This window comes from Chryseobacterium sp. HNCC26DJ238 (genome assembly GCF_057180465.1).
The window spans coordinates 35,165-53,331 of record NZ_JBXUGI010000021.1; the positions used below are offsets into that span (position 1 = coordinate 35,165).

At 33.6% G+C, this 18,167-nt stretch carries 19 protein-coding genes; 1 reads left to right on the top strand and 18 read right to left on the bottom strand.

Going from position 1 to position 18,167, the window contains the following annotated elements:
• Nucleotides 1–12: 12 nt before the first annotated feature.
• The 18 genes from AC2A07_RS17610 to AC2A07_RS17695 all read right to left on the bottom strand — a co-directional run bounded on the left by AC2A07_RS17610 (nucleotide 13) and on the right by AC2A07_RS17695 (nucleotide 17,277).
• The gene (locus tag AC2A07_RS17610) at nucleotides 13–762 is read right to left on the bottom strand and encodes a class I SAM-dependent methyltransferase (protein WP_484051465.1); all 750 of its coding nucleotides are present in this window, start codon (nucleotides 760–762) and stop codon (nucleotides 13–15) included.
• Between the two features lie 113 nt (nucleotides 763–875).
• Complete coding sequence (locus AC2A07_RS17615) at nucleotides 876–1,823, bottom strand: glycosyltransferase family 2 protein (protein WP_484051466.1); 948 nt, start codon at nucleotides 1,821–1,823, stop codon at nucleotides 876–878.
• A 195-nt stretch (nucleotides 1,824–2,018) separates the two neighbouring features.
• Entirely contained in the window at nucleotides 2,019–2,825 is an 807-nt protein-coding gene (locus tag AC2A07_RS17620) for a glycosyltransferase (protein ID WP_484051467.1), read from the bottom strand.
• A gap of 44 nt (nucleotides 2,826–2,869) precedes the next feature.
• Complete coding sequence (locus tag AC2A07_RS17625) at nucleotides 2,870–3,679, bottom strand: glycosyltransferase family protein (RefSeq protein ID WP_484051468.1); 810 nt, start codon at nucleotides 3,677–3,679, stop codon at nucleotides 2,870–2,872.
• Complete coding sequence (locus tag AC2A07_RS17630; RefSeq protein WP_484051469.1) at nucleotides 3,676–4,575, bottom strand: glycosyltransferase family 2 protein; 900 nt, start codon at nucleotides 4,573–4,575, stop codon at nucleotides 3,676–3,678. Before AC2A07_RS17630 ends, AC2A07_RS17625 begins: the two co-directional genes overlap by 4 nt.
• Entirely contained in the window at nucleotides 4,572–5,456 is an 885-nt protein-coding gene (locus tag AC2A07_RS17635; RefSeq protein ID WP_484051470.1) for a glycosyltransferase family 2 protein, read from the bottom strand. The genes AC2A07_RS17630 and AC2A07_RS17635 overlap by 4 nt, the downstream gene beginning before the upstream one ends.
• Nucleotides 5,453–6,289, bottom strand: a complete 837-nt coding sequence (locus tag AC2A07_RS17640; RefSeq protein ID WP_484051471.1) for a glycosyltransferase family 2 protein — start codon at nucleotides 6,287–6,289, stop codon at nucleotides 5,453–5,455. Before AC2A07_RS17640 ends, AC2A07_RS17635 begins: the two co-directional genes overlap by 4 nt.
• Before the next feature lies 1 nt (nucleotide 6,290).
• The gene (locus tag AC2A07_RS17645; RefSeq protein ID WP_484051472.1) at nucleotides 6,291–7,415 is read right to left on the bottom strand and encodes a glycosyltransferase WbsX family protein; all 1,125 of its coding nucleotides are present in this window, start codon (nucleotides 7,413–7,415) and stop codon (nucleotides 6,291–6,293) included.
• Nucleotides 7,416–7,462: 47 nt separating this feature from the next.
• Nucleotides 7,463–8,350: a glycosyltransferase gene (locus tag AC2A07_RS17650; protein ID WP_484051473.1), complete on the bottom strand. Its 888-nt coding sequence runs from the start codon at nucleotides 8,348–8,350 to the stop codon at nucleotides 7,463–7,465.
• Nucleotides 8,341–9,270: a glycoside hydrolase family protein gene (locus tag AC2A07_RS17655; protein ID WP_484051474.1), complete on the bottom strand. Its 930-nt coding sequence runs from the start codon at nucleotides 9,268–9,270 to the stop codon at nucleotides 8,341–8,343. The genes AC2A07_RS17650 and AC2A07_RS17655 overlap by 10 nt, the downstream gene beginning before the upstream one ends.
• A gap of 4 nt (nucleotides 9,271–9,274) precedes the next feature.
• Nucleotides 9,275–9,955, bottom strand: a complete 681-nt coding sequence (locus tag AC2A07_RS17660) for an acetyltransferase (RefSeq protein ID WP_484051475.1) — start codon at nucleotides 9,953–9,955, stop codon at nucleotides 9,275–9,277.
• A gap of 9 nt (nucleotides 9,956–9,964) precedes the next feature.
• Complete coding sequence (locus AC2A07_RS17665; RefSeq protein WP_484051476.1) at nucleotides 9,965–10,669, bottom strand: WbqC family protein; 705 nt, start codon at nucleotides 10,667–10,669, stop codon at nucleotides 9,965–9,967.
• 1 nt (nucleotide 10,670) lies between these two features.
• Nucleotides 10,671–11,753 carry a DegT/DnrJ/EryC1/StrS family aminotransferase gene (locus AC2A07_RS17670; RefSeq protein WP_484051477.1) on the bottom strand — a complete coding sequence of 361 codons (1,083 nt, stop codon included), beginning with the start codon at nucleotides 11,751–11,753 and terminating at the stop codon, nucleotides 10,671–10,673.
• A gap of 8 nt (nucleotides 11,754–11,761) precedes the next feature.
• On the bottom strand, nucleotides 11,762–12,955 hold the full coding sequence (locus AC2A07_RS17675; protein ID WP_484051478.1) for an ABC transporter ATP-binding protein: 1,194 nt from the start codon (nucleotides 12,953–12,955) through the stop codon (nucleotides 11,762–11,764).
• A 1-nt stretch (nucleotide 12,956) separates the two neighbouring features.
• Nucleotides 12,957–13,697, bottom strand: coding sequence for an ABC transporter permease (locus tag AC2A07_RS17680; protein WP_484051479.1), 741 nt, complete (start codon nucleotides 13,695–13,697; stop codon nucleotides 12,957–12,959).
• A gap of 219 nt (nucleotides 13,698–13,916) precedes the next feature.
• On the bottom strand, nucleotides 13,917–14,777 hold the full coding sequence (gene rfbA / locus AC2A07_RS17685) for a glucose-1-phosphate thymidylyltransferase RfbA (protein WP_484051480.1): 861 nt from the start codon (nucleotides 14,775–14,777) through the stop codon (nucleotides 13,917–13,919).
• A gap of 17 nt (nucleotides 14,778–14,794) precedes the next feature.
• Entirely contained in the window at nucleotides 14,795–15,874 is a 1,080-nt protein-coding gene (rfbB, locus tag AC2A07_RS17690; RefSeq protein ID WP_484051481.1) for a dTDP-glucose 4,6-dehydratase, read from the bottom strand.
• A 92-nt stretch (nucleotides 15,875–15,966) separates the two neighbouring features.
• Nucleotides 15,967–17,277, bottom strand: a complete 1,311-nt coding sequence (locus AC2A07_RS17695; protein ID WP_484051482.1) for a UDP-glucose dehydrogenase family protein — start codon at nucleotides 17,275–17,277, stop codon at nucleotides 15,967–15,969.
• Nucleotides 17,278–17,689: 412 nt separating this feature from the next.
• On the opposite strand from AC2A07_RS17695, the gene rimP reads away from it, so the two are divergent.
• Entirely contained in the window at nucleotides 17,690–18,157 is a 468-nt protein-coding gene (gene rimP, locus AC2A07_RS17700) for a ribosome assembly cofactor RimP (protein WP_314493654.1), read from the top strand.
• The last annotated feature ends 10 nt before the right edge of the window (nucleotides 18,158–18,167 follow it).

The following is an 18,167-nucleotide window of genomic DNA, read 5'->3' on the forward strand; positions in this document are numbered from 1 at the left end:
TAATTTATTTTTTCATCGTTTTTCACAAAAGAAAATATCTTCATCCAGATTTACTCCAAATTTTTTATAATCTTTTGATATATTTATTCTGCTGACCTGAAAGCCGGCATTTCCTAACCTTTGTATATAATCCTGTCCGTAGATTCTGACATGATCAAACTGTCCGAACATCTCTTCTCTTTTTTTAGGATCAGATATGGAGAAATCCTCACAAGTAACATTACGATTCTTAGAAATCGGAACCTGTAGAACTGCTTTTCCTCCATGCTTCAGTACCCTGTAAATTTCTTTTATCGCTCTCTCATCGTCAGGGATATGTTCCAAAACATGATTGCATATCACTAAATCAAAATGGTTTTCTTCATAAGGGATATCAAGAACATTGATATTCTTTACGTAATCAGGGTATTCATAACCTTCTGTAAAAAGATCACCACAGATATATTCTTCAAAATCCTGCTTTGAGATTACTCCTGATAATTTAGGCTCCGGCGCAATATGAAGAATCGAGGTGTTTTGTGGAAGCTTAAGTTCTCCAATGATAAAAGCATACAGCAGCCTTTCGCGGTCTCGTGATCCGCATTTAAAACATCCTGCTGCTCTTTTGCCTCCACCAACTACCTGTAGATCCCTCAGCACTTTTAGATCATGACCTACTATCTTAAGATCTTTCGAATTATAACCACAGTACGGACAGTGGTATTTTGACCCGGAATGTAACAGAAGCTTAATTTTTTTTTTGATTCTCGTAATGATTCTCATGTCTGTTGTCCTCGTTAAGTTGGTAATCGTGAATTTCTGTTTTAATAATATATATTAATCAAGACTTGTTCAATGTATTAAAAGCTCAGATCTAACAGTATTTTTACGTTTCTTCAATAATTTGGATTTTCCCTTAACGCATAATACCGATATCGTGTTTTTATTAGCTGAGGATTTGTAATTATATAATAGATGAATGAAATGTATTTCCATAAACCAGATTGAGCTGCAATTTTTGAAGATAAGAATTTTAATTTAAAGAAAATTTTTGAATCGGTAGGCATCTCTTTTTGATTTTTTGCCCAGTCGAACAGGGATTTATAAAGAAGGGTGTTGTTCTGATAGTATTTTATGGAGTGATTTTTTATTTTTGTAATACTGTTAGAATCATGAGCTGTCCTCATCGCAACAGGATGTTTAATACTTCCTGTTTTGAGATAGGAATGATATGCCAGACGTATTATAAATTCCTTGTCCTGAGCTATTGTTAAATGATCCTGCATTCGGATTTTTGGATTTTCGAGTGCGGTCTTCTTTACAGTTAAAGCAATCATAGAGAAGGAACTCCCAAAAGGACACGGTTCCTGAATCATATTATAAAAGATATCTCTTCCTTCAGCTGGAAAATTAACCGTACACAAAAAACTTTCACCGAATTTTTCAATATATTGTTTTTTGCCATTCTCGGTGACAAAGTCTGTGCCTATTGCTCCAAATACCCCATCGATTTTGGGATCTTTGAATAACTCTAACTCTGCATCAAACCTGTTGGGCAGATAATAATCGTCCGCGTCCAAAAAAGCAATATATTCATACTGTGCTTTTTCAATTCCTAAATTTCTGGTGACAGAATCTCCGTGGTTTTTTCCGTCAGGATGTTGAAAAAGTTTTACACGGGTATGATTGGTATTAAGTGTCTTACATTTTTCCAGAGTATTATCTGTAGATGCATCTTCAACGATAATGACTTCTTTTACAAAATCAAACTGTAAGGCGGATTCTACTGCTTTTTCAATAAATTCAGCGGCGTTATATGTGGGGATCACAACAGATATTTCCATTATTTTTTATTTTTAAATTAATAACTTTTTAGATAAAAATATTTGTATGTCAAATCTTGTAAAAGTTTAATGATTTTAATTATCCAGTTACAAGATTGATTCCTAAATTTGTGTCGCTTTCAAACCTTATTTCTCAAAAAAGGTTAAAGACTTTTAAATTTTTATCAGCAAAATTATCAGAGTTCGTATATGATATTATTGATTAAATTTTTTTATTAAAAGAGAGAAATACCTCTTTAAATTATACATACAAGTTTCCATGAAAGAGATCTTGAAATAGTTTTCAGGCTGTATTCCAAATTCTTCGAAATTGATTTTTGAAAATCTCTTATTGTTAAATGTTTCATTCATAAGATTATTCTGGTGAATGAACTGGATGTAGAGTGCTTTCTGGTCATAAACAGTTATATTTTTGAAATCTCTGTATTTATGATGAAAATATTGGGTAACGGTTTTAAAATTTTTTGTATTCTCCACCAGACTTACAAAGGGATTTGCGGCAGAATAATATTCTGTAATGAATGCTTTCTGATCGGATATACGTGTCAGCTGAAGGCCTCGCCTGAGATCAATTACCAGATCGTCAACAGGTTGATATAAGTTTTGAATGGTTTCTACATATTCTCTATGTAAAATATCATCATTGTCAACATCAGTCGAAATTAAAAATGTTGAATTTTCTATGTATAAAGGGATAACCTCAAGAAGTTTCATTTTTTTTTCATCATGATCAATCACAAAGTAAGGCTTGAAATTAGGAAATTCATTTTCAATTTCTTTTATACGTTCTTTATAAAAATCAGGAGTATTGATGTCAAAAAATACGATCCAGTAAAAATTTTTATTTGTCTGGTTTTTAAATGAAGGAAGACAGTATTTGTCAAAAATTTCAATCCTGTCTGTAAACCATTCATCTGTCAGTGTATTTTTACCTTCTCTGGTCTGCTGCCAGCTTTGGGAGGGAACATTAAATGAGGTCGTAATAATATGGGTGAAATTCATAATTTGTGTTGAGATTAATAAGTCAATAAAATTTTTTTTCAAATTTACTCATAATTTGCCTGCCCTTTGTTATCATGTTGACCTTGTTCATCCAGTTTCCAGGTGCTTGATTTTCCAACAGATTTTATGTAATGAAGGTTTTCATCGGTAAATTTATCAGGGTTGATATACCATCCTCCGTGAGCGGCGGTAAATTTTCCCCCCAGTCTCATCCCTTTTAAAAAGTTGAGACCATTGAAAGAAGAAGGATAGCCTGGTTTATACAACGCAAAAGTAGTATCAATCTGTGCATTATAAAGATCTTTTTCAACTTCCATTTCCCAAAACTGTTTTTCCCAGGAAATCACCTTTTCTTTCATAGGATAATGATCAGGGATTGTTTTCAGGTCCAATGCAAAGCCAACTTTTGTAACATTTTTAAAGTAAGTATGAAGAGTGCCGAGCAGGATACTCATAAAGTTTTCCGGAAGATTTTCATTAGGGATTATATCAGCATCAGTTACTACAAAAAATCCTTGTCCGTATTTTGTACGAAGTTTTGTACTTTCAAAAAAGACCATATGACCGTTGTTGTGATCAAGTATTTCCACGGTTACTTTACTGCTGATTTCTTTATAGTAATTTAATAGTGGCAGATAATCTGAATGATTGTCAAGTACGATAATATTTTTAAAATTTCTTTTCAGTAAAAACTGTATCAGCTGTTTAAGATAATGCAGCTGATTATAGTTGACAATAATGATAGGAATAGTCAACGGATCTTTTACCTGACTTGCAACTAAAGAATTAGTTTTGAGCAAAAAAAGATAATGGAGATAGTGATAATATTTTTTTATTTTTGAGAACAGATTCATTTTTTTCTTTCAGCTAAATAATAATATGTTTTTGGAAGTGCTAAAAGTTTTTGATAATCTTTCAGGTAAAAATAGAGTTTCAAAAGATTTATTTTTAGCTTTTTTTTATTTTTATAGGCATAGCTGATCTGTTGGTTGATCAGTTTCTGTAGATAACTTTTCGGGATTTCGGTATAAAAATTCTGAACAATATACTGCTCAAAAAGATAAATCGCAAATAATTTTTCAGGCATATTTTCCTGTTTCCCACTGATGCTCATTTCGCTCACTCGCACACGAACCATGGCTGTATCAATGTAAAAAATGGGCTTCCTGTCACTGAATTCTAAAATGGCAAGATCATCCGTTGCCCATGCAAGAGGAAATTTCTTGAATCCGTATTGGTCAAACTTGCTCTTTCTGAAAATATGTTCACTCAAACTGTTTAGCTTTCCTTCAGTAAATTTTCCCATGAAATTATCAACAGGATCAACAAGTTTCTCAAAGCGTGGACCTTCATCCGTTACTATACTTTCATCATTAATTCTTGAAAGCGCATATTTGATAACGTTGTATCTGTTTTTTTCAATTTCATCAAGATTCATGTAAAATTCTGCAACGAAATTTTCACTGATTACGTCGTCATCTCCAAGAATCTGAAACCATTCTTCCCTTACGTTCTCAAGAATTCTTTCCCACTGCAAAGCAAGATTTCTTCCACCAAGATTTTCAGTGTAGTTAAAATATAGGTAGGGAATATCGTGTATAATTTCTCTGATAAGGTTTTCAGGATTCTCCGGGCTTGCATCATTTCCGATATACAGAGCGAATCTCCTGTCGGTCTGGTTTTTCAGTGACAGTAACGTTTCTTTAAAAAACGTTATTTTATAGTAGGGGATAATGATAGCAAGTTTCATGGAAATATTTTATATCTTAATGATAATATTTTCAGGATTAGTGGATGTTTATTTTTAATATAATATTTTGAATATTTTCTGTCAATATAAAAAAGCAATTTCCCATATAAGATTTTATCAATGGCAAAGCCTTCACTCACTTTATTTTCAGAATTGATGTTGGTAGTCTGATCTTTATGAAATCTAAAACGAACCAGTTTTTCCTCAATGATTCCAATATCGAATTTAGCTAAAACTCTCAGCCAGTATTCATAGTCAAGAGCCTGTTTCAGATTTGAGTCAAATTTTCCCACTCTTTTGAAAAGACTTTTTGTAAAAAGGCTCACACAAGGTTCTCCTATTATATTTTCTCTTGAATAAATCTCAAAGTTCAATTTTTTCAGGTCTTTTTTGGAAAGGATATAAAATTGATTAACATCAATATTTGCCAGCTCCTGTAAATCAGAATACTTGTTAAACCAATTACCGGCATTTATAGGCTCAGAATCTTCATCAACAATACTTCTTTTACAAACTACAATCTGTAAATTATATTTCAATAGATTTCTGATCATGACTTCAATACAGTTCTTTTCTAAAATATCGTCCTGAAAGAGAAGTTTGATATAATCTCCATTTGTTTTTTCAATAGAGTGATTCCAGTTTGAACCGATTCCGGCAGGAGTGTGCTGATAAATATGTACCGGGAATGGAGCCCGATCTTTGAATAATTTACAGATTTTTATTGTATCGTCTTTTGAATGATCATCGGAAATAATGACTTCAATATTTTTATAAGTTTGGCTGCTGACCGAATCTAATGCTTCAAGAAGATATTTTTCCCCATTAAATGTAGGGATACAGATGGATACCAGAGGATTTAGATCTATATCTGACATCATCGAGATTGTATTTTATTAATCAGCGAAATGATTTTGTCAACCATTTTATATTTTTTGCTGTTGATGATTTTTTTGTAGTAAGTATTTTCTTCTTCAAGTTTTGTGAGCCTGTCAATTACGTGAAAGTAATTGCCATAAAACTCATCAAACAATTTTCTGTGCTTTGTCAGAACATACATTCTTGCGCTGTTAATTTTGCTTTCATCATCATTAATTGATTGATTTCGTGAAATATCCTTTATCCTGTAAAAAAAATGAGTCTCAGATAATCTAAATACTTTGATATCATTTTGAGACAAATAACTGATCCAAAATTCCCAGTCTTCCAGGCCATAGACCATCTTTTCGTCATATTGCAAGCCATGAAGTTTTTCTTTATTAAAAAGTGCAGTACAAAAAATTACATTATTTTTTAATAATTCTTTAAATGAATAATCAGGCAAATCAAATTTTCTGTTCACTAATCCGAAATAATCTGCAAAGCAATAAACAAGATCATATCCCTCCTCAGCTTTTTTTAAAGCAGAACTCAGATAATCTTTTCCAATTTTATCATCCCCGTCTAAAGGTAGAATCCATTTTCCGGCAGATTTCTCAATGCCAAAATTTCTTGTGGAAGAAACTCCCTCATTTCTTTTATTGTAATAAAAAAAACGTGGATCTTTTTTCAACCAGTTATTTGCAATTTCTTCTGTATTGTCTAAAGAACCGTCATTAATAATAATACACTCCCAATACTGAAAACTTGAATCTAAGACAGATTGCAAACATTCATCAAGATATACAGCCTGATTATAACATGGAACAATGACAGAAATTTTTGGATTTGACATACTACTGACGGTTTATCGCTTTTTTTATTTCTTTAATAAATGAAAATCCATTTTTCAGGTCAGGTTCCAGAATATTTCCTTCAGCCCATTCATTCCATGATTTGAGAATAAGAAATTTTTCTGTGTGATTTTCTTTTCCTAAAAATTCTACCGCTTTGTCCAACTGCTTTCTGAAAACTTCAGGGCTGTTATTGGAGAGAATGATTCCTTTATCACCACTTCTTGGTGTATTGTCCCAATTTGACAGTACCATCGGAAATGTTTCTACATCCGCATTCACAAAATTCATTTCATTGACCACCAGAGATGCGTCCTGTGTTAGAGTTTTTGTTTCAATGTCTTGTTTTTTATCCTGATTTTTTATTCCTAAAATATTTTTTACTTTTCTGGTATAATATTCTTTTCCTGAAGTATATTCTTTTCCTTCAATGTAAGGAATCCATGCTTTTTGAAATGCATTGGAAATCTTTCCGTCATAGCCCATTTTTTTATAGGGAAGACTGTCACTCATCTTATTGCTTGCCATTATATAAAGGTCATCAAAACCATTTTTTTTAGCCAAAGCACGGAATTTTAAGATATAATCAGGAGCTTTTTCATTAAGATCGGAAGGATCATAAATAACTAAAACAGGTTTACCGTCTACTTTTATATATCTTTCATCTTTAAAGAAAGGCAAAAGATAACTGAAGTGTGCATTTAAATCTTTTTCTGAGGGATAAACCTGTTCTGCCAGTATTTTTTTATCCAATCCATGCCATCTTCCTGACCAGGTTTCGTTTGCCCAGCAAAAACAAAATGGGAAATCAGGCTTTCCCGTTTCTAAAACTTCGTTGACAATTCTTTCAAGAAGCTGTACTCCGTTTCCAAACCAATAATGATAATAAATAAATCCATGTACCCCATAATCCTTTGCCATTTGAGCCTGTTGTTCCCTCACTTCAGGAACTCTGAGATCATAATATCCGAGTTCTCCCGGACAGAGGGGCTGTTCGTGGCCTTCAAACAAAGGTTTTGCTTTACCGACATTCGTCCATTCTGTAAAACCTTTTCCCCACCATTGATCATTTTCAGGAATGGGATGGTATTGAGGGAGATAAAATGCAAGAGGTTTTATTTTTTTCATATTATATTGTGTTAGAATTTCAGGTAATTCTGAGAAATCACTTGGTTTTATTTAAAGAGCTTATAAATCTTTTCAATAAAAATATGTCTGCGTGTCTTAAGCAGTTTATTTTCATTTTCAAGTTTTTTAACAATCAATTCAAAACCACTAAGTGTATTTATAATATTATTGTAGAAGACATTTCTGTAAGAAGTATCTTTTTCAAAAGAATATAAATTAACAAATAACAAAGCATCTGCAGTAATCATCTTTAAATTATTGAGTGAACTGTAAACTCCTGCACCAAACCTATATACAGCCATTGTCATATCCAAAAAACCTATTTTACCATATTGTGTGAGAATGGTATAGATAAAATAATCTCCGATAGGACTTTTCTGAAACTCAAGTGAATTTATTTCATCTCTGATCAGATTTCTAAAAAGAACTGTTGGTGAATGAATATAATTTGCATTATTTATGATATTTTTTCGTAACCTATATTCTGTAGGTATTTTTGTAATAAAATCATCCACAATTTTGCCGTCAGGCTGTAGTATGTCAACCTTATGAAAGCAAAGGACATAATCCTTATTGGCTTCTAAAAAATCAACCTGCTTCTGCAGTTTTAAAGGATCGGTCCAGTAATCATCACCATCACATAAAGAGATATATTCTCCATGACACATATTTAGAGTTGATACGAAATTCTCTTTTCCTGGAATTCCGATTCCTCTTTTTTCTCTTAAGTTAAGTTTTATTAAATCCGGATATTTATCTGCATATTGCTGTACAAGTTCTCTGGTGCCGTCGTCAGAAAGATCATCACCAATAATAATTTCAAAATCAAAATCGGTTTTCTGCATCAGAATTCCATCAAGACATTGGGATATATAATTGATGTGATTATAAGTTATTACGTGACAACTGACTTTTTTACGCAAATTTATTTCCATACAGCATACCCTATTCCGGTTTTACCAAAACCATTACCATTATAGAACAAAAAGTTTCTTTCGTCAACCTGTATTACGGAAGGATAGGTCTGCATGGAGGAATCCCATCCTTCGGATGAAAATTCAATACCTGCATCAGCATCGTTGCGTGTCCACTGAATACCATCTTCAGACTCTGCATACCCTATTCTGTAACTGTCTTTGCCATCTCTGTAATCGAAAGAGCCTCTGTATGTAAACCACATTTTATACTTCCCATCCTCAACAATTACTGTAGGTCTGGCTGTACATTGATATTTTTCTGCAGGAGCTATACAAGTAATGTTCGGGCGAACCCAATCGATACCATTTTTTGAATGGGCATATTTAATTTCATACAAAGGTTCAGGCTTGCCTTCTTTATTAAGTACAAAACCAGTACTTGATGCATACCACATTATCCAATTGTTTTCCTGCTTGATTACGCAAGGTGATGCTGTGAAAAATGGCTCATCTCTGTTTCGTTCAACAATTGCCCCGGGAAAGGCTTTTTTAAATGTTTTGCCATTATCATGGCTGATCGCAAGACCAATTGCGTTTCGATAAGGAACCATCACACTTGCATTCCATCCTACATAATAAAGATAGATGCATGTGTCTGATAAACGAACTACAGAGCACGGCATAATACCCCCGTCATCGAAAGTTCCTAATTCTCCTGGCTCAAGTATCGGCTGATCATGCACATACTTTACGATACCGGGATCTTTTGCAGACAAATCAATATAAGTAGGAATGCTTTTTCCTTCAGAATTTCTCGGAGCATAATATACTCTTATGGTTTCAGTATCTAATAACAGTGCAGTGGGAACACAGGCATGTGAAACCATCCATTCATTAAAATGGTTAACGTTATGTATTCTCCCTTTTTTTATCCACATCTTCTTAACCTTTAGTTTTATGTGAAATACTGTCGATATCTATACTCTTTTCGTCTCTCATCGTTGATTTGGCACCCAGCCATATACTATATTCCGGAGTATCCTTTGTAATAATAGCACCCATACCGATTAACGAAGCTTTTCCGATATTCGTTTCATCTCTTACGGTTGCATTCACACCAAAAAATGAATTTTCACCGATTTCACAGCATCCTGAAATGACAACATGGGAAGTAATAAATACATGATCATGAATGTTTGTATGGTGACCAATGTGATTACCACTCCATAAAACGCAGTTGTCACCGATTGTTACGAAAGGTTGAATCGTATTGTCTTCGAAAATAAAACAGTTTTCACCTATCGTTAAATCAGGCCATGTTGTGGCTTTGCTGGATACATAGCTAACACAGGAATATCCTTTTGTTTTTGCTTCTTCAAATTTTCTTTTACGTAAAAAACTCATTTGTTTAAAACTAATCGGTAAGAATATTTTGTACTCAGACGGTGGGTATTGTTTTTCAATTTCCTCAAAAGACACGACTGGCAAACCTCTATATTCATTTTCAGTAATATAATCACTGTCCAATGTAAAGGCTACGACTTCATGAGGGGAGTCATGTGTAAAATAAAAATGAGCTAAGCTTGCTAATTGACTGGTTCCAAAAATTACAATTTTTTCCATTTTATGTTATTATATTAATTCGTATTTATTTAAAAGACTTTTTATCTCATCTAAACTGTTGAACATCAGAATGTCAATAATCGAAAGATAGGGCACGTAATCATTTTTAAACTGTTTGTATTCCAAAGATAAAGATTTAATAAATTTTAATGATACTCCTCGTTTTTTGAAATCTTCCTTTTTATATAATTCCTGACCACCAATAGAGTTGATATAATTAACTGCTTTTTCCTGATAGCATATATCCAATAATCGTTCTTGCCGTTCTAAGCTTTTGTTGTGATAAGCCTGAGATGATATGATGAATTGAGTAGTAAAACCTAGGTGTGAAGAAATGGATTTTATGCTGTCAATCGACAGTTCACTGATCGTAATATGTTTTTTATTTAAAATTTGTGATATTAAGTCGTAAGTCGATGTAAAAAACGGTGCATCTTTATAGTTCTGTGATAAAGTGACTAAAAATTTTGACCTCCATTTTTCATATAAACTTTCATTAATAAGTGTGTCTTTAATCATACTGAAGGAGGTAGCTTTAGACAGGGGAACTGTAAACAAAAAACTTTTTGCTGAAACTAAAATATTATTTCGGTTAATCCATCCTTGCTTTATGAAGTTGACATCATCATAAAAAATAAATTTATCAACAGCATGTATCATCTGAAAATATCCTATATAAGGAAAAATATAGGGTTGCATGATTGCAATAGTCATATCAATTGTTTTGAAATCTTAAAATAATTCTTGAAATATACTCAATCTCTTCAAATGTCAAATCATAATAAAAAGGAAGACAAAGAACTCTTTTTGAAATGTTTTCAGTAACAGGTAACTCTTGTTTTGGAAGGTATGGTAAGGCCGAAGCAAGACTTGGATAGAAATAACGTCTGGTGAAAATTTGTTGTCTTTCTAATTCTTTCATTAATTTTAAAAGAACTTCTTCACTTTCCACGATAATAGGGTAATAAGCATAATTATTTGTAGAGTAAATATTCCAGGTGGGCTTCTCAAATTTAAAAGTTAATAGCCTTTTGTCATATAGATCCGTTAAAGCTTTTCGCTTCTCGTGAATTTCCCGAATGTATTTAAGATTTGCTAATCCCATTGCCGCATGAAATTCAGAATTTTTCCCGTTAATTCCCAAATCCGAAAAGGTGTCAAAACCTGAGATTCCAAAATTTCTTATTGTCGCAAGCTTTTTCAATAACTCTGAATTCTTTGTAACTAATAATCCTCCTTCAATTGAATGGTAGAGTTTAGTCGCGTGAAGAGAGCATGTAGAAATATCTCCGTACTCAAATATAGATTTTCCGTTTACTTCGACACCAAATGCATGAGCAGCGTCATAAATAATTTTTAAATTATTCTTTTTTGCAATTTTTTCTATGGTGAGCACGTCACATGGGTTTCCATAGACATGAGTCGCTAAGATTGCAGAAGTTTTATCAGTAATAGCCTTTTCAATTTTAGTTGCATCAATGTTCAGAGACTTTTCATCTATATCTACAAATACGGGCGTGCAGTTTTCCCAGACAATAGAACTGGTGGTAGCAATAAAAGAGAATGGAGTCGTAATAATTTCTCCCTGAAGTTCCAATGCCTTAATAGCGATTTGTAAGGCAACAGTGCCATTCGTTACAAAAAGAAGATGACGGATGTTTAAATGGTTTTTTAGTTCCATTTCCAATTGACTGGCTAAAGGCCCCATATTGGTAAGCCAGTTTCTTTTCCAGATGCCGCTTAAATATTTTTGATATTCTTCCTGTGGGGGAAGGAAAGGTCGGGTTACAGGGATCATAGTGTTTTTTAATTTAAAATGATGTTACTTTCTGCTTCCAGTTCAAATGGAATCCACTGCTCTTCTTCACCGGTAACGATGAATTCAAAAATATTATTTATTCGAAGATGTGGAGTGGTTGAGTCATAAAGGCTAAGATCAGTTATATATTTACCTAAAGTAAACAACGGATTTTTAATCGTTATGGTATACGTTATAGTATTGTTTTGTGAATTAAATTTTTTTTCTTCTCTTACATAAATTCCCGCAATCGGCCGCTGCTCCTTATCTTTAAATTCAAGGTAGAGGGTTGGTGCTTTTCGTATTTCTCTATTAACTTTAAACACAAAAGCTAATTTAAAATCATGATTGCGGTATACTGTATTTTCTTTCAGGTCAGATTGTTGAGAAACCAATTCGAAAGTTTTGTTGTCAAATACCGTATTTTTAGTATTGTTTGAAAATTTGTTATAGTATAGTTGTACTCCTTTGCCAATATCATTACCATAATATTCTACCTGCCCATGATCCATCAAAATGACTTCATTACAGATTCTTGAAATCATTGGCATACTGTGTGAAACAAAGATCACCGCAGTATTAGGAAGAAGTTCATCTATCTTATTAAAACATTTGAGTACAAATCCTAAATCTCCTACTGCAAGCACTTCGTCAATTATTAAAATGTCAGGTTCGAGATGTGCGGCAATAGCAAATCCTAATCTTACTTTCATTCCTGATGAATAATTCTGAATCGGCATATCAATAAACTCACCGATCTCAGAAAAGTCAATGATTGAATCTAAACGATCAACAACTTCTTTTTTTGTAAAGCCTAAAATAGATGCGTTGTTATAGATATTTTCCCTGCCTGTAAGAATAGGATTAAATCCGGCACCCAACTCAATAAGGGCTCCGATTTTTCCTTTCATAACAATCTGGCCCTTATCAGGTGCATAGAGACCATTCAGAACTTTCAGAAGTGTGCTCTTTCCCGCACCATTATGGCCAATAAGTCCGATGCATTCACCTCTGTGGAGTTTAAAACTGATATCTTTTACTGCCCAAAATTCTTTAGGCCGCAATTCTTTATTTATTTTTAATCCTAACGTACTCTTGATAATATCAAATGCTCCGTATTTTAAAGAAGATTTCAAATCCATTGAAAACTTCTTGGATACATTCTCTACATTGACCAGAACTTCTTTTTCATCGTACTTCATACTATCCTCCGATTTTTTCAATTATAATAGGCATTGATTTTCTGAAAATAACCATGCCTATCATCATTATAATAAAACTTATACAGGTCAATATTAAACAGAATAATAAATTTTCAGGTTTTACGGCTGTCAGGCTGTTTCTTGCATCATTGAAAATAAAAGTAAGTGGGTTGAACTCAAAAAGCTTTTTGAAAATTCCCTGTTTAGGTACAGCATATACCACCGGAGTCATATACATCAAAAATGAAACAGCGGTAGACACGATCTTGTTAATATCTGTATAAATAAGTCCTAGCGGAGTAAATAAAATCCCCAAACTGATAGAGAAAATAATGAGAGCAAGTATAATCAATGGAAAATATACGATCTCTATTCCTGGAGTAATTCCATAAACAATTAAAGTTCCTGCTATGAGCAGAAGTTTAAGAATTAAATTGAATATCATCTTATAGATTCCCGAGATAAGCAACGCTTCTTTCGGAAAATTAATTTTAGAAAGCAGTCCCTTGGCACCATTCACCGATGTGATAGGAATGAAAAGCGTTTCATTAAAAATGCTCCAAAGTGTCGTTCCTATTACAACAAATGCAATGTAGGGAATGCTTTGGTCTGCATTGACATTAACGGTTCCGGAGCTGCTAAGGAATATCCAGACTAAAGAATTGGTAAGTATAGGAGCAAATGCCCAGAAGAAGCCTAAAAAAGACTGGCGGTATTGTGACTGCAGGTCTCTTTTTGCCATTTGATAAGCCAAAAAATTAGATGATTTAATGTCTTGATAAATTGCTTTAAGCTCCTGGAAAAAATGAGTTTTCTTGTCAGATGTGTATACTACGGTTTTCAAAGTAGATTTTTTGTAAATTTATAATAATTAAATAACTACCGTATAGATAATAGTAAACTGATCATGAGGGGGATTTCACAGTTTGACGATAATGATATAATTTAAATCTGATATAGCTTATATAACGAGTTTTTTTAAGTACTCCCCATATCCGCTTTTTCCATATTTTGCTGCAGTTTCAAGAAGTTTATCTTCATCGATAAATCCATTTCTGAAAGCAATTTCTTCAATACAACCAATCTTGAAACCCTGTCTTTTTTCTATAACGCTTACAAATTCTGATGCGTCGTTAAGGGAATCAAAAGTTCCTGTATCCAGCCATGCTGTACCACGATCTAAAACGCCGACTTCCAATTTTCCTTTGCTTAAATAAACATTATTGATATCTGTAATTTCAAGTTCCCCTCTTGGAGAAGGCTGTATGTTTTTAGCAATTTCTACTACTTCATTGTCGTAAAAATATAATCCCGGAACAGCATAATTCGATTTAGGATGTGTTGGTTTTTCCTCTATAGATTTTGCTTTATGGTTTTCATCAAACTCCACAACACCATATCTTTCAGGATCTGCGACATGATAAGCAAAAACAACTCCACCATCCGGATTGGTTTTGTTCTTTAAAAGAGTTCCCATTTCAGAACCATAGAAGATGTTATCTCCCAAAACCAAAGCGGCAGAATCATTACCGATAAATTGGTCTCCCAGAATAAATGCCTGAGCCAGACCATCAGGGCTTGGCTGTACCACGTACTCGATGTTGCACCCAAGCTGTGAACCGTCACCTAAAAGTTTGATAAACCCTGCCTGATCGTGAGGGGTGGTAATAATCAATATCTCTTTAATGCCCGCTAATAATAAGGTAGACAACGGATAATAAATCATTGGCTTATCATAAACCGGCATCAGCTGTTTGCTTACGGCAATGGTTAATGGGAAAAGTCTTGTTCCTGAGCCGCCGGCTAAAATAATTCCTTTCATATATCTGGTGCTTGTTATTAATTATACTGTTTGTTATAATATTTCTGGTAATCTCCTGAGGTTACATTTTCCAGCCATTCTTTGTTTTCTAAAAACCAGTCAATGGTTTTTCCTAAGCCTTGCTCGAAAGTCACCGATGGTCTCCATCCCAGATCTTTATTGAGTTTTGTCGCATCAATTGCATAACGCTTATCGTGTCCCGGCCTGTCTTTCACATAGGTAATCAGTTTTTCTGAGTGTCCGGCTGGGTTTCCAAGTTTCTCATCCATCTGTCTGATGAGCTCTCTTACCAGGTCAATATTCTGCCATTCATTAAAACCTCCTATATTGTACGTTTCTCCGGTTTTAGAGTCATTAAAAATCTGATGAATTGCTTTTGCGTGATCAATGACAAACAACCAGTCTCTGGTGTATTTTCCGTCACCATAGATAGGTAATGGCTTTTCATTGATAATATTTGAAATGCAAAGCGGAATTAATTTCTCAGGGAAATGATTCGGTCCGTAGTTGTTTGAGCAGTTAGATAAAATAAACGGCATCCCATATGTATTTCCATACGCTCTCACCAAATGGTCAGAAGCAGCTTTGCTTGCAGAATATGGAGATTGTGGATCGTAAGGGGTCGTCTCAAGGAAAAATCCTGTTTCACCTAAACTTCCGTATACTTCATCTGTCGAAACATGATAAAATAAATTTTTTCTTTGCTCATTCGGGAACCTTCCATGAGTGTGATCCGGATCCAAAGTCCAAAATTCTATACAAAGATTCAAAAGATTAGCTGTTCCGTTAACATTCGTATTGATAAATGCATTCGGATCTGTGATGCTTCTGTCAACATGACTTTCTGCCGCAAGATGCACTACAGCATCAGGATTATATTTTTCAAAAACCGTTCTCAATTCGTCTGGTTTTGTAATATCTGCTTTTTCAAAAACGTAGTTTGGCTCGTTTTCAATATCCTTTAAATTCTCTAAATTTCCTGCATAGGTCAACGCATCAAGATTGATGATTTTTGAGTCAGGATTATTTTTAACAAATTCTCTTACAACGTGAGATCCAATAAATCCTGCACCGCCTGTGATGATGATATTCTTCATGATATTTGAGATGAGTTATGAGGTTAAACTCCGACTCTTTTTTATTTATACTTAATTATTATTATAAATTTCTTACTGCAGTCTTATTATATTTACTGCACCGTTTTTCTACCGATACTTTTATAGAAAAAACCGTTTTGCTCAGGAGTTTCCAAAGGGTACAAATTCCTTCCGTCAAAAATAACCTTATTATTCATTTTTTCAGCCATCAGTTTAAAATTGGGATTTTTAAATTCCGGCCATTCGGTAGCAATGAATAAGGCGTCTGCGTTTTCCAATGCTTCATACATTGTTTTAGCATACTTTATTTTGTTACCAAGGATTTTGTTTACATTTTTCTCAGCAATAGTATCATATGCGGTTACTTTTGCTCCCTTTTTTAAAAGTAAATCGATGTTGTCTAAAGAAGATGCTTCTCTAATGTCATCGGTATTTGCTTTAAATGCCAGTCCCCATACAGCAATTGTTTTTCCTTCTATATTTCCACCGAAATACTTTTCTATTTCAGAAATCAGAATGACTTTTTGAGAAAGATTGACGTTTTCTGTAGCTTCTAAAATCTGAAAATTAAAATCTTCATCTTTTCCTGATCTGATGAGTGCTTTCACATCTTTAGGAAAACAGCTCCCTCCATATCCTATTCCCGGAAATAAAAAACGGTGACCAATCCTGTCATCACTTCCCATCCCAAGTCTTACCTTATCAACATCAGCACCCACTTTTTCGCAGTAATTGGCGATTTCGTTCATAAAGGTGATTTTAACAGCTAAGAAAGAGTTGGAAGCATATTTTGTTAATTCAGATGATTTCTCATCCATAAAAATAATAGGAATCCCAGTAGTGGTAAATGGCTGATAAATCTTAGACATGATTTCTTTAGCCTTTTCAGAGCTTGATCCTACAATTACTCTGGCAGGATTCATAGAGTCTTCAACCGCAAATCCTTCCCTTAAAAATTCAGGATTAGAAACAACATCGAAAGGAATCTCTGTTTTTGACGCTATGACTTGTGTCACCTTGTCTGCTGTTCCTACAGGTACCGTGCTTTTATTCACGATTACCTTATATTGGGTCATCATTTCACTGATGTCATTGGCAACTTTTAAGACATAGGACAGGTCTGCTGAACCATCTTCACCCGGAGGTGTAGGTAATGCAAGGTAAATGACTTCACTTATATCTAAGGCCTCTTGTAGATTTGTGGTGAAAAAAAGCCTCTCAGCCTGGATGTTTCTAAGGAACATTTCTTCAAGATTTGGCTCATAAATCGGCACTATGCCATTTTTCATGTCCGTAACTTTTTTTTCATCAATATCAACACAGTATACAGAATTTCCAAGTTCTGCAAGGGTAGTTCCTGTAACTAATCCTACATAGCCAGTTCCTACTATTGTTATATTCAAAATGTATGTTTTTTTAAAAATTCTTGACAAAAATACTAAAAAATACTTTGACGGTCTTTTTAAATCGTGGTAAAGTATTAGAGCAATGGTATATATATAAGGTAAGAATCTTAAAATGTTCACTAATAATTCTCCTGACTGATGATAATTTTGCCGCCTGGATGTAAATGTGCTTTTATTTGCTTTTATCATATAGATAAGATAATGTTGTTTTGTAAATAGTCCTATTGAATTATTGTAACCGTATTAGCATCTTTTATTGTGGCAATAATAATAAATGTTATTTGCTTGATAATTAGACTTATTTGTTTTTTTTAGAAAAATGTATTATATTTGCATATGATTTACGGAAAAATGAAAAGGCTTCGCAAGAAAGCCTTTTTTCGTACAGGTAGATCATGATAATAAATATATGGAGTTTAGAAAAAATATTGAAACATTATTAAGTGCTTTTCTTGAAACAAGAGAAGATTTATTTCTTATTGATTTAAAGATTTCCGCAGCAGATGATGTTACTGTGATTTTAGACGGTGATAACGGTGTAACTTTACAGGACTGTCTTGATGCAAGCCGTGCCATTGAATTCAATGCAGATCGTGATGAACATGATTTCAGCCTTCAGGTGATGTCAGCCGGATTGAGTGAGCCTTTGGCAACACCCAGACAGTTTAATAAAAATATAGGAAGAGAAATCGAAGTAATTCTGGAGGATTCTTCAATTGTTGAGGGAGAGCTGGCTAAAGTAGATGATGAGAAGATTACGCTGATTCTTCGTTACCGAAAGCCCAAAGACATTGGTAAAGGTAAAGTGGATGTGGAGGAAGAAAAAGATATTTTGTACTCTGAGATCAAAAAAGCTTTGGTAGTAGTTAAATTTTAATAAAGAAAAA

Bases quoted from the DNA above. Each gene is read 5' to 3' on its own strand.
- rimP (WP_314493654.1), top strand. From the start codon at position 17,690: ATGGAGTTTAGAAAAAATATTGAAACATTATTAAGTGCTTTTCTTGAA.
- AC2A07_RS17615 (WP_484051466.1), bottom strand. From the start codon at position 1,823: ATGGAAATATCTGTTGTGATCCCCACATATAACGCCGCTGAATTTATT.
- AC2A07_RS17640 (WP_484051471.1), bottom strand. From the start codon at position 6,289: ATGTCAAATCCAAAAATTTCTGTCATTGTTCCATGTTATAATCAGGCT.
- AC2A07_RS17620 (WP_484051467.1), bottom strand. From the start codon at position 2,825: ATGAATTTCACCCATATTATTACGACCTCATTTAATGTTCCCTCCCAA.
- AC2A07_RS17680 (WP_484051479.1), bottom strand. From the start codon at position 13,697: ATGGCAAAAAGAGACCTGCAGTCACAATACCGCCAGTCTTTTTTAGGC.
- rfbA (WP_484051480.1), bottom strand. From the start codon at position 14,777: ATGAAAGGAATTATTTTAGCCGGCGGCTCAGGAACAAGACTTTTCCCA.
- AC2A07_RS17630 (WP_484051469.1), bottom strand. From the start codon at position 4,575: ATGAAACTTGCTATCATTATCCCCTACTATAAAATAACGTTTTTTAAA.
- AC2A07_RS17610 (WP_484051465.1), bottom strand. From the start codon at position 762: ATGAGAATCATTACGAGAATCAAAAAAAAAATTAAGCTTCTGTTACAT.
- AC2A07_RS17635 (WP_484051470.1), bottom strand. From the start codon at position 5,456: ATGATGTCAGATATAGATCTAAATCCTCTGGTATCCATCTGTATCCCT.
- AC2A07_RS17645 (WP_484051472.1), bottom strand. From the start codon at position 7,415: ATGAAAAAAATAAAACCTCTTGCATTTTATCTCCCTCAATACCATCCC.
- AC2A07_RS17660 (WP_484051475.1), bottom strand. From the start codon at position 9,955: ATGGAAAAAATTGTAATTTTTGGAACCAGTCAATTAGCAAGCTTAGCT.
- AC2A07_RS17665 (WP_484051476.1), bottom strand. From the start codon at position 10,669: ATGACTATTGCAATCATGCAACCCTATATTTTTCCTTATATAGGATAT.
- AC2A07_RS17650 (WP_484051473.1), bottom strand. From the start codon at position 8,350: ATGGAAATAAATTTGCGTAAAAAAGTCAGTTGTCACGTAATAACTTAT.
- rfbB (WP_484051481.1), bottom strand. From the start codon at position 15,874: ATGAAGAATATCATCATCACAGGCGGTGCAGGATTTATTGGATCTCAC.
- AC2A07_RS17675 (WP_484051478.1), bottom strand. From the start codon at position 12,955: ATGAAGTACGATGAAAAAGAAGTTCTGGTCAATGTAGAGAATGTATCC.
- AC2A07_RS17655 (WP_484051474.1), bottom strand. From the start codon at position 9,270: ATGTGGATAAAAAAAGGGAGAATACATAACGTTAACCATTTTAATGAA.
- AC2A07_RS17625 (WP_484051468.1), bottom strand. From the start codon at position 3,679: ATGAATCTGTTCTCAAAAATAAAAAAATATTATCACTATCTCCATTAT.
- AC2A07_RS17670 (WP_484051477.1), bottom strand. From the start codon at position 11,753: ATGATCCCTGTAACCCGACCTTTCCTTCCCCCACAGGAAGAATATCAA.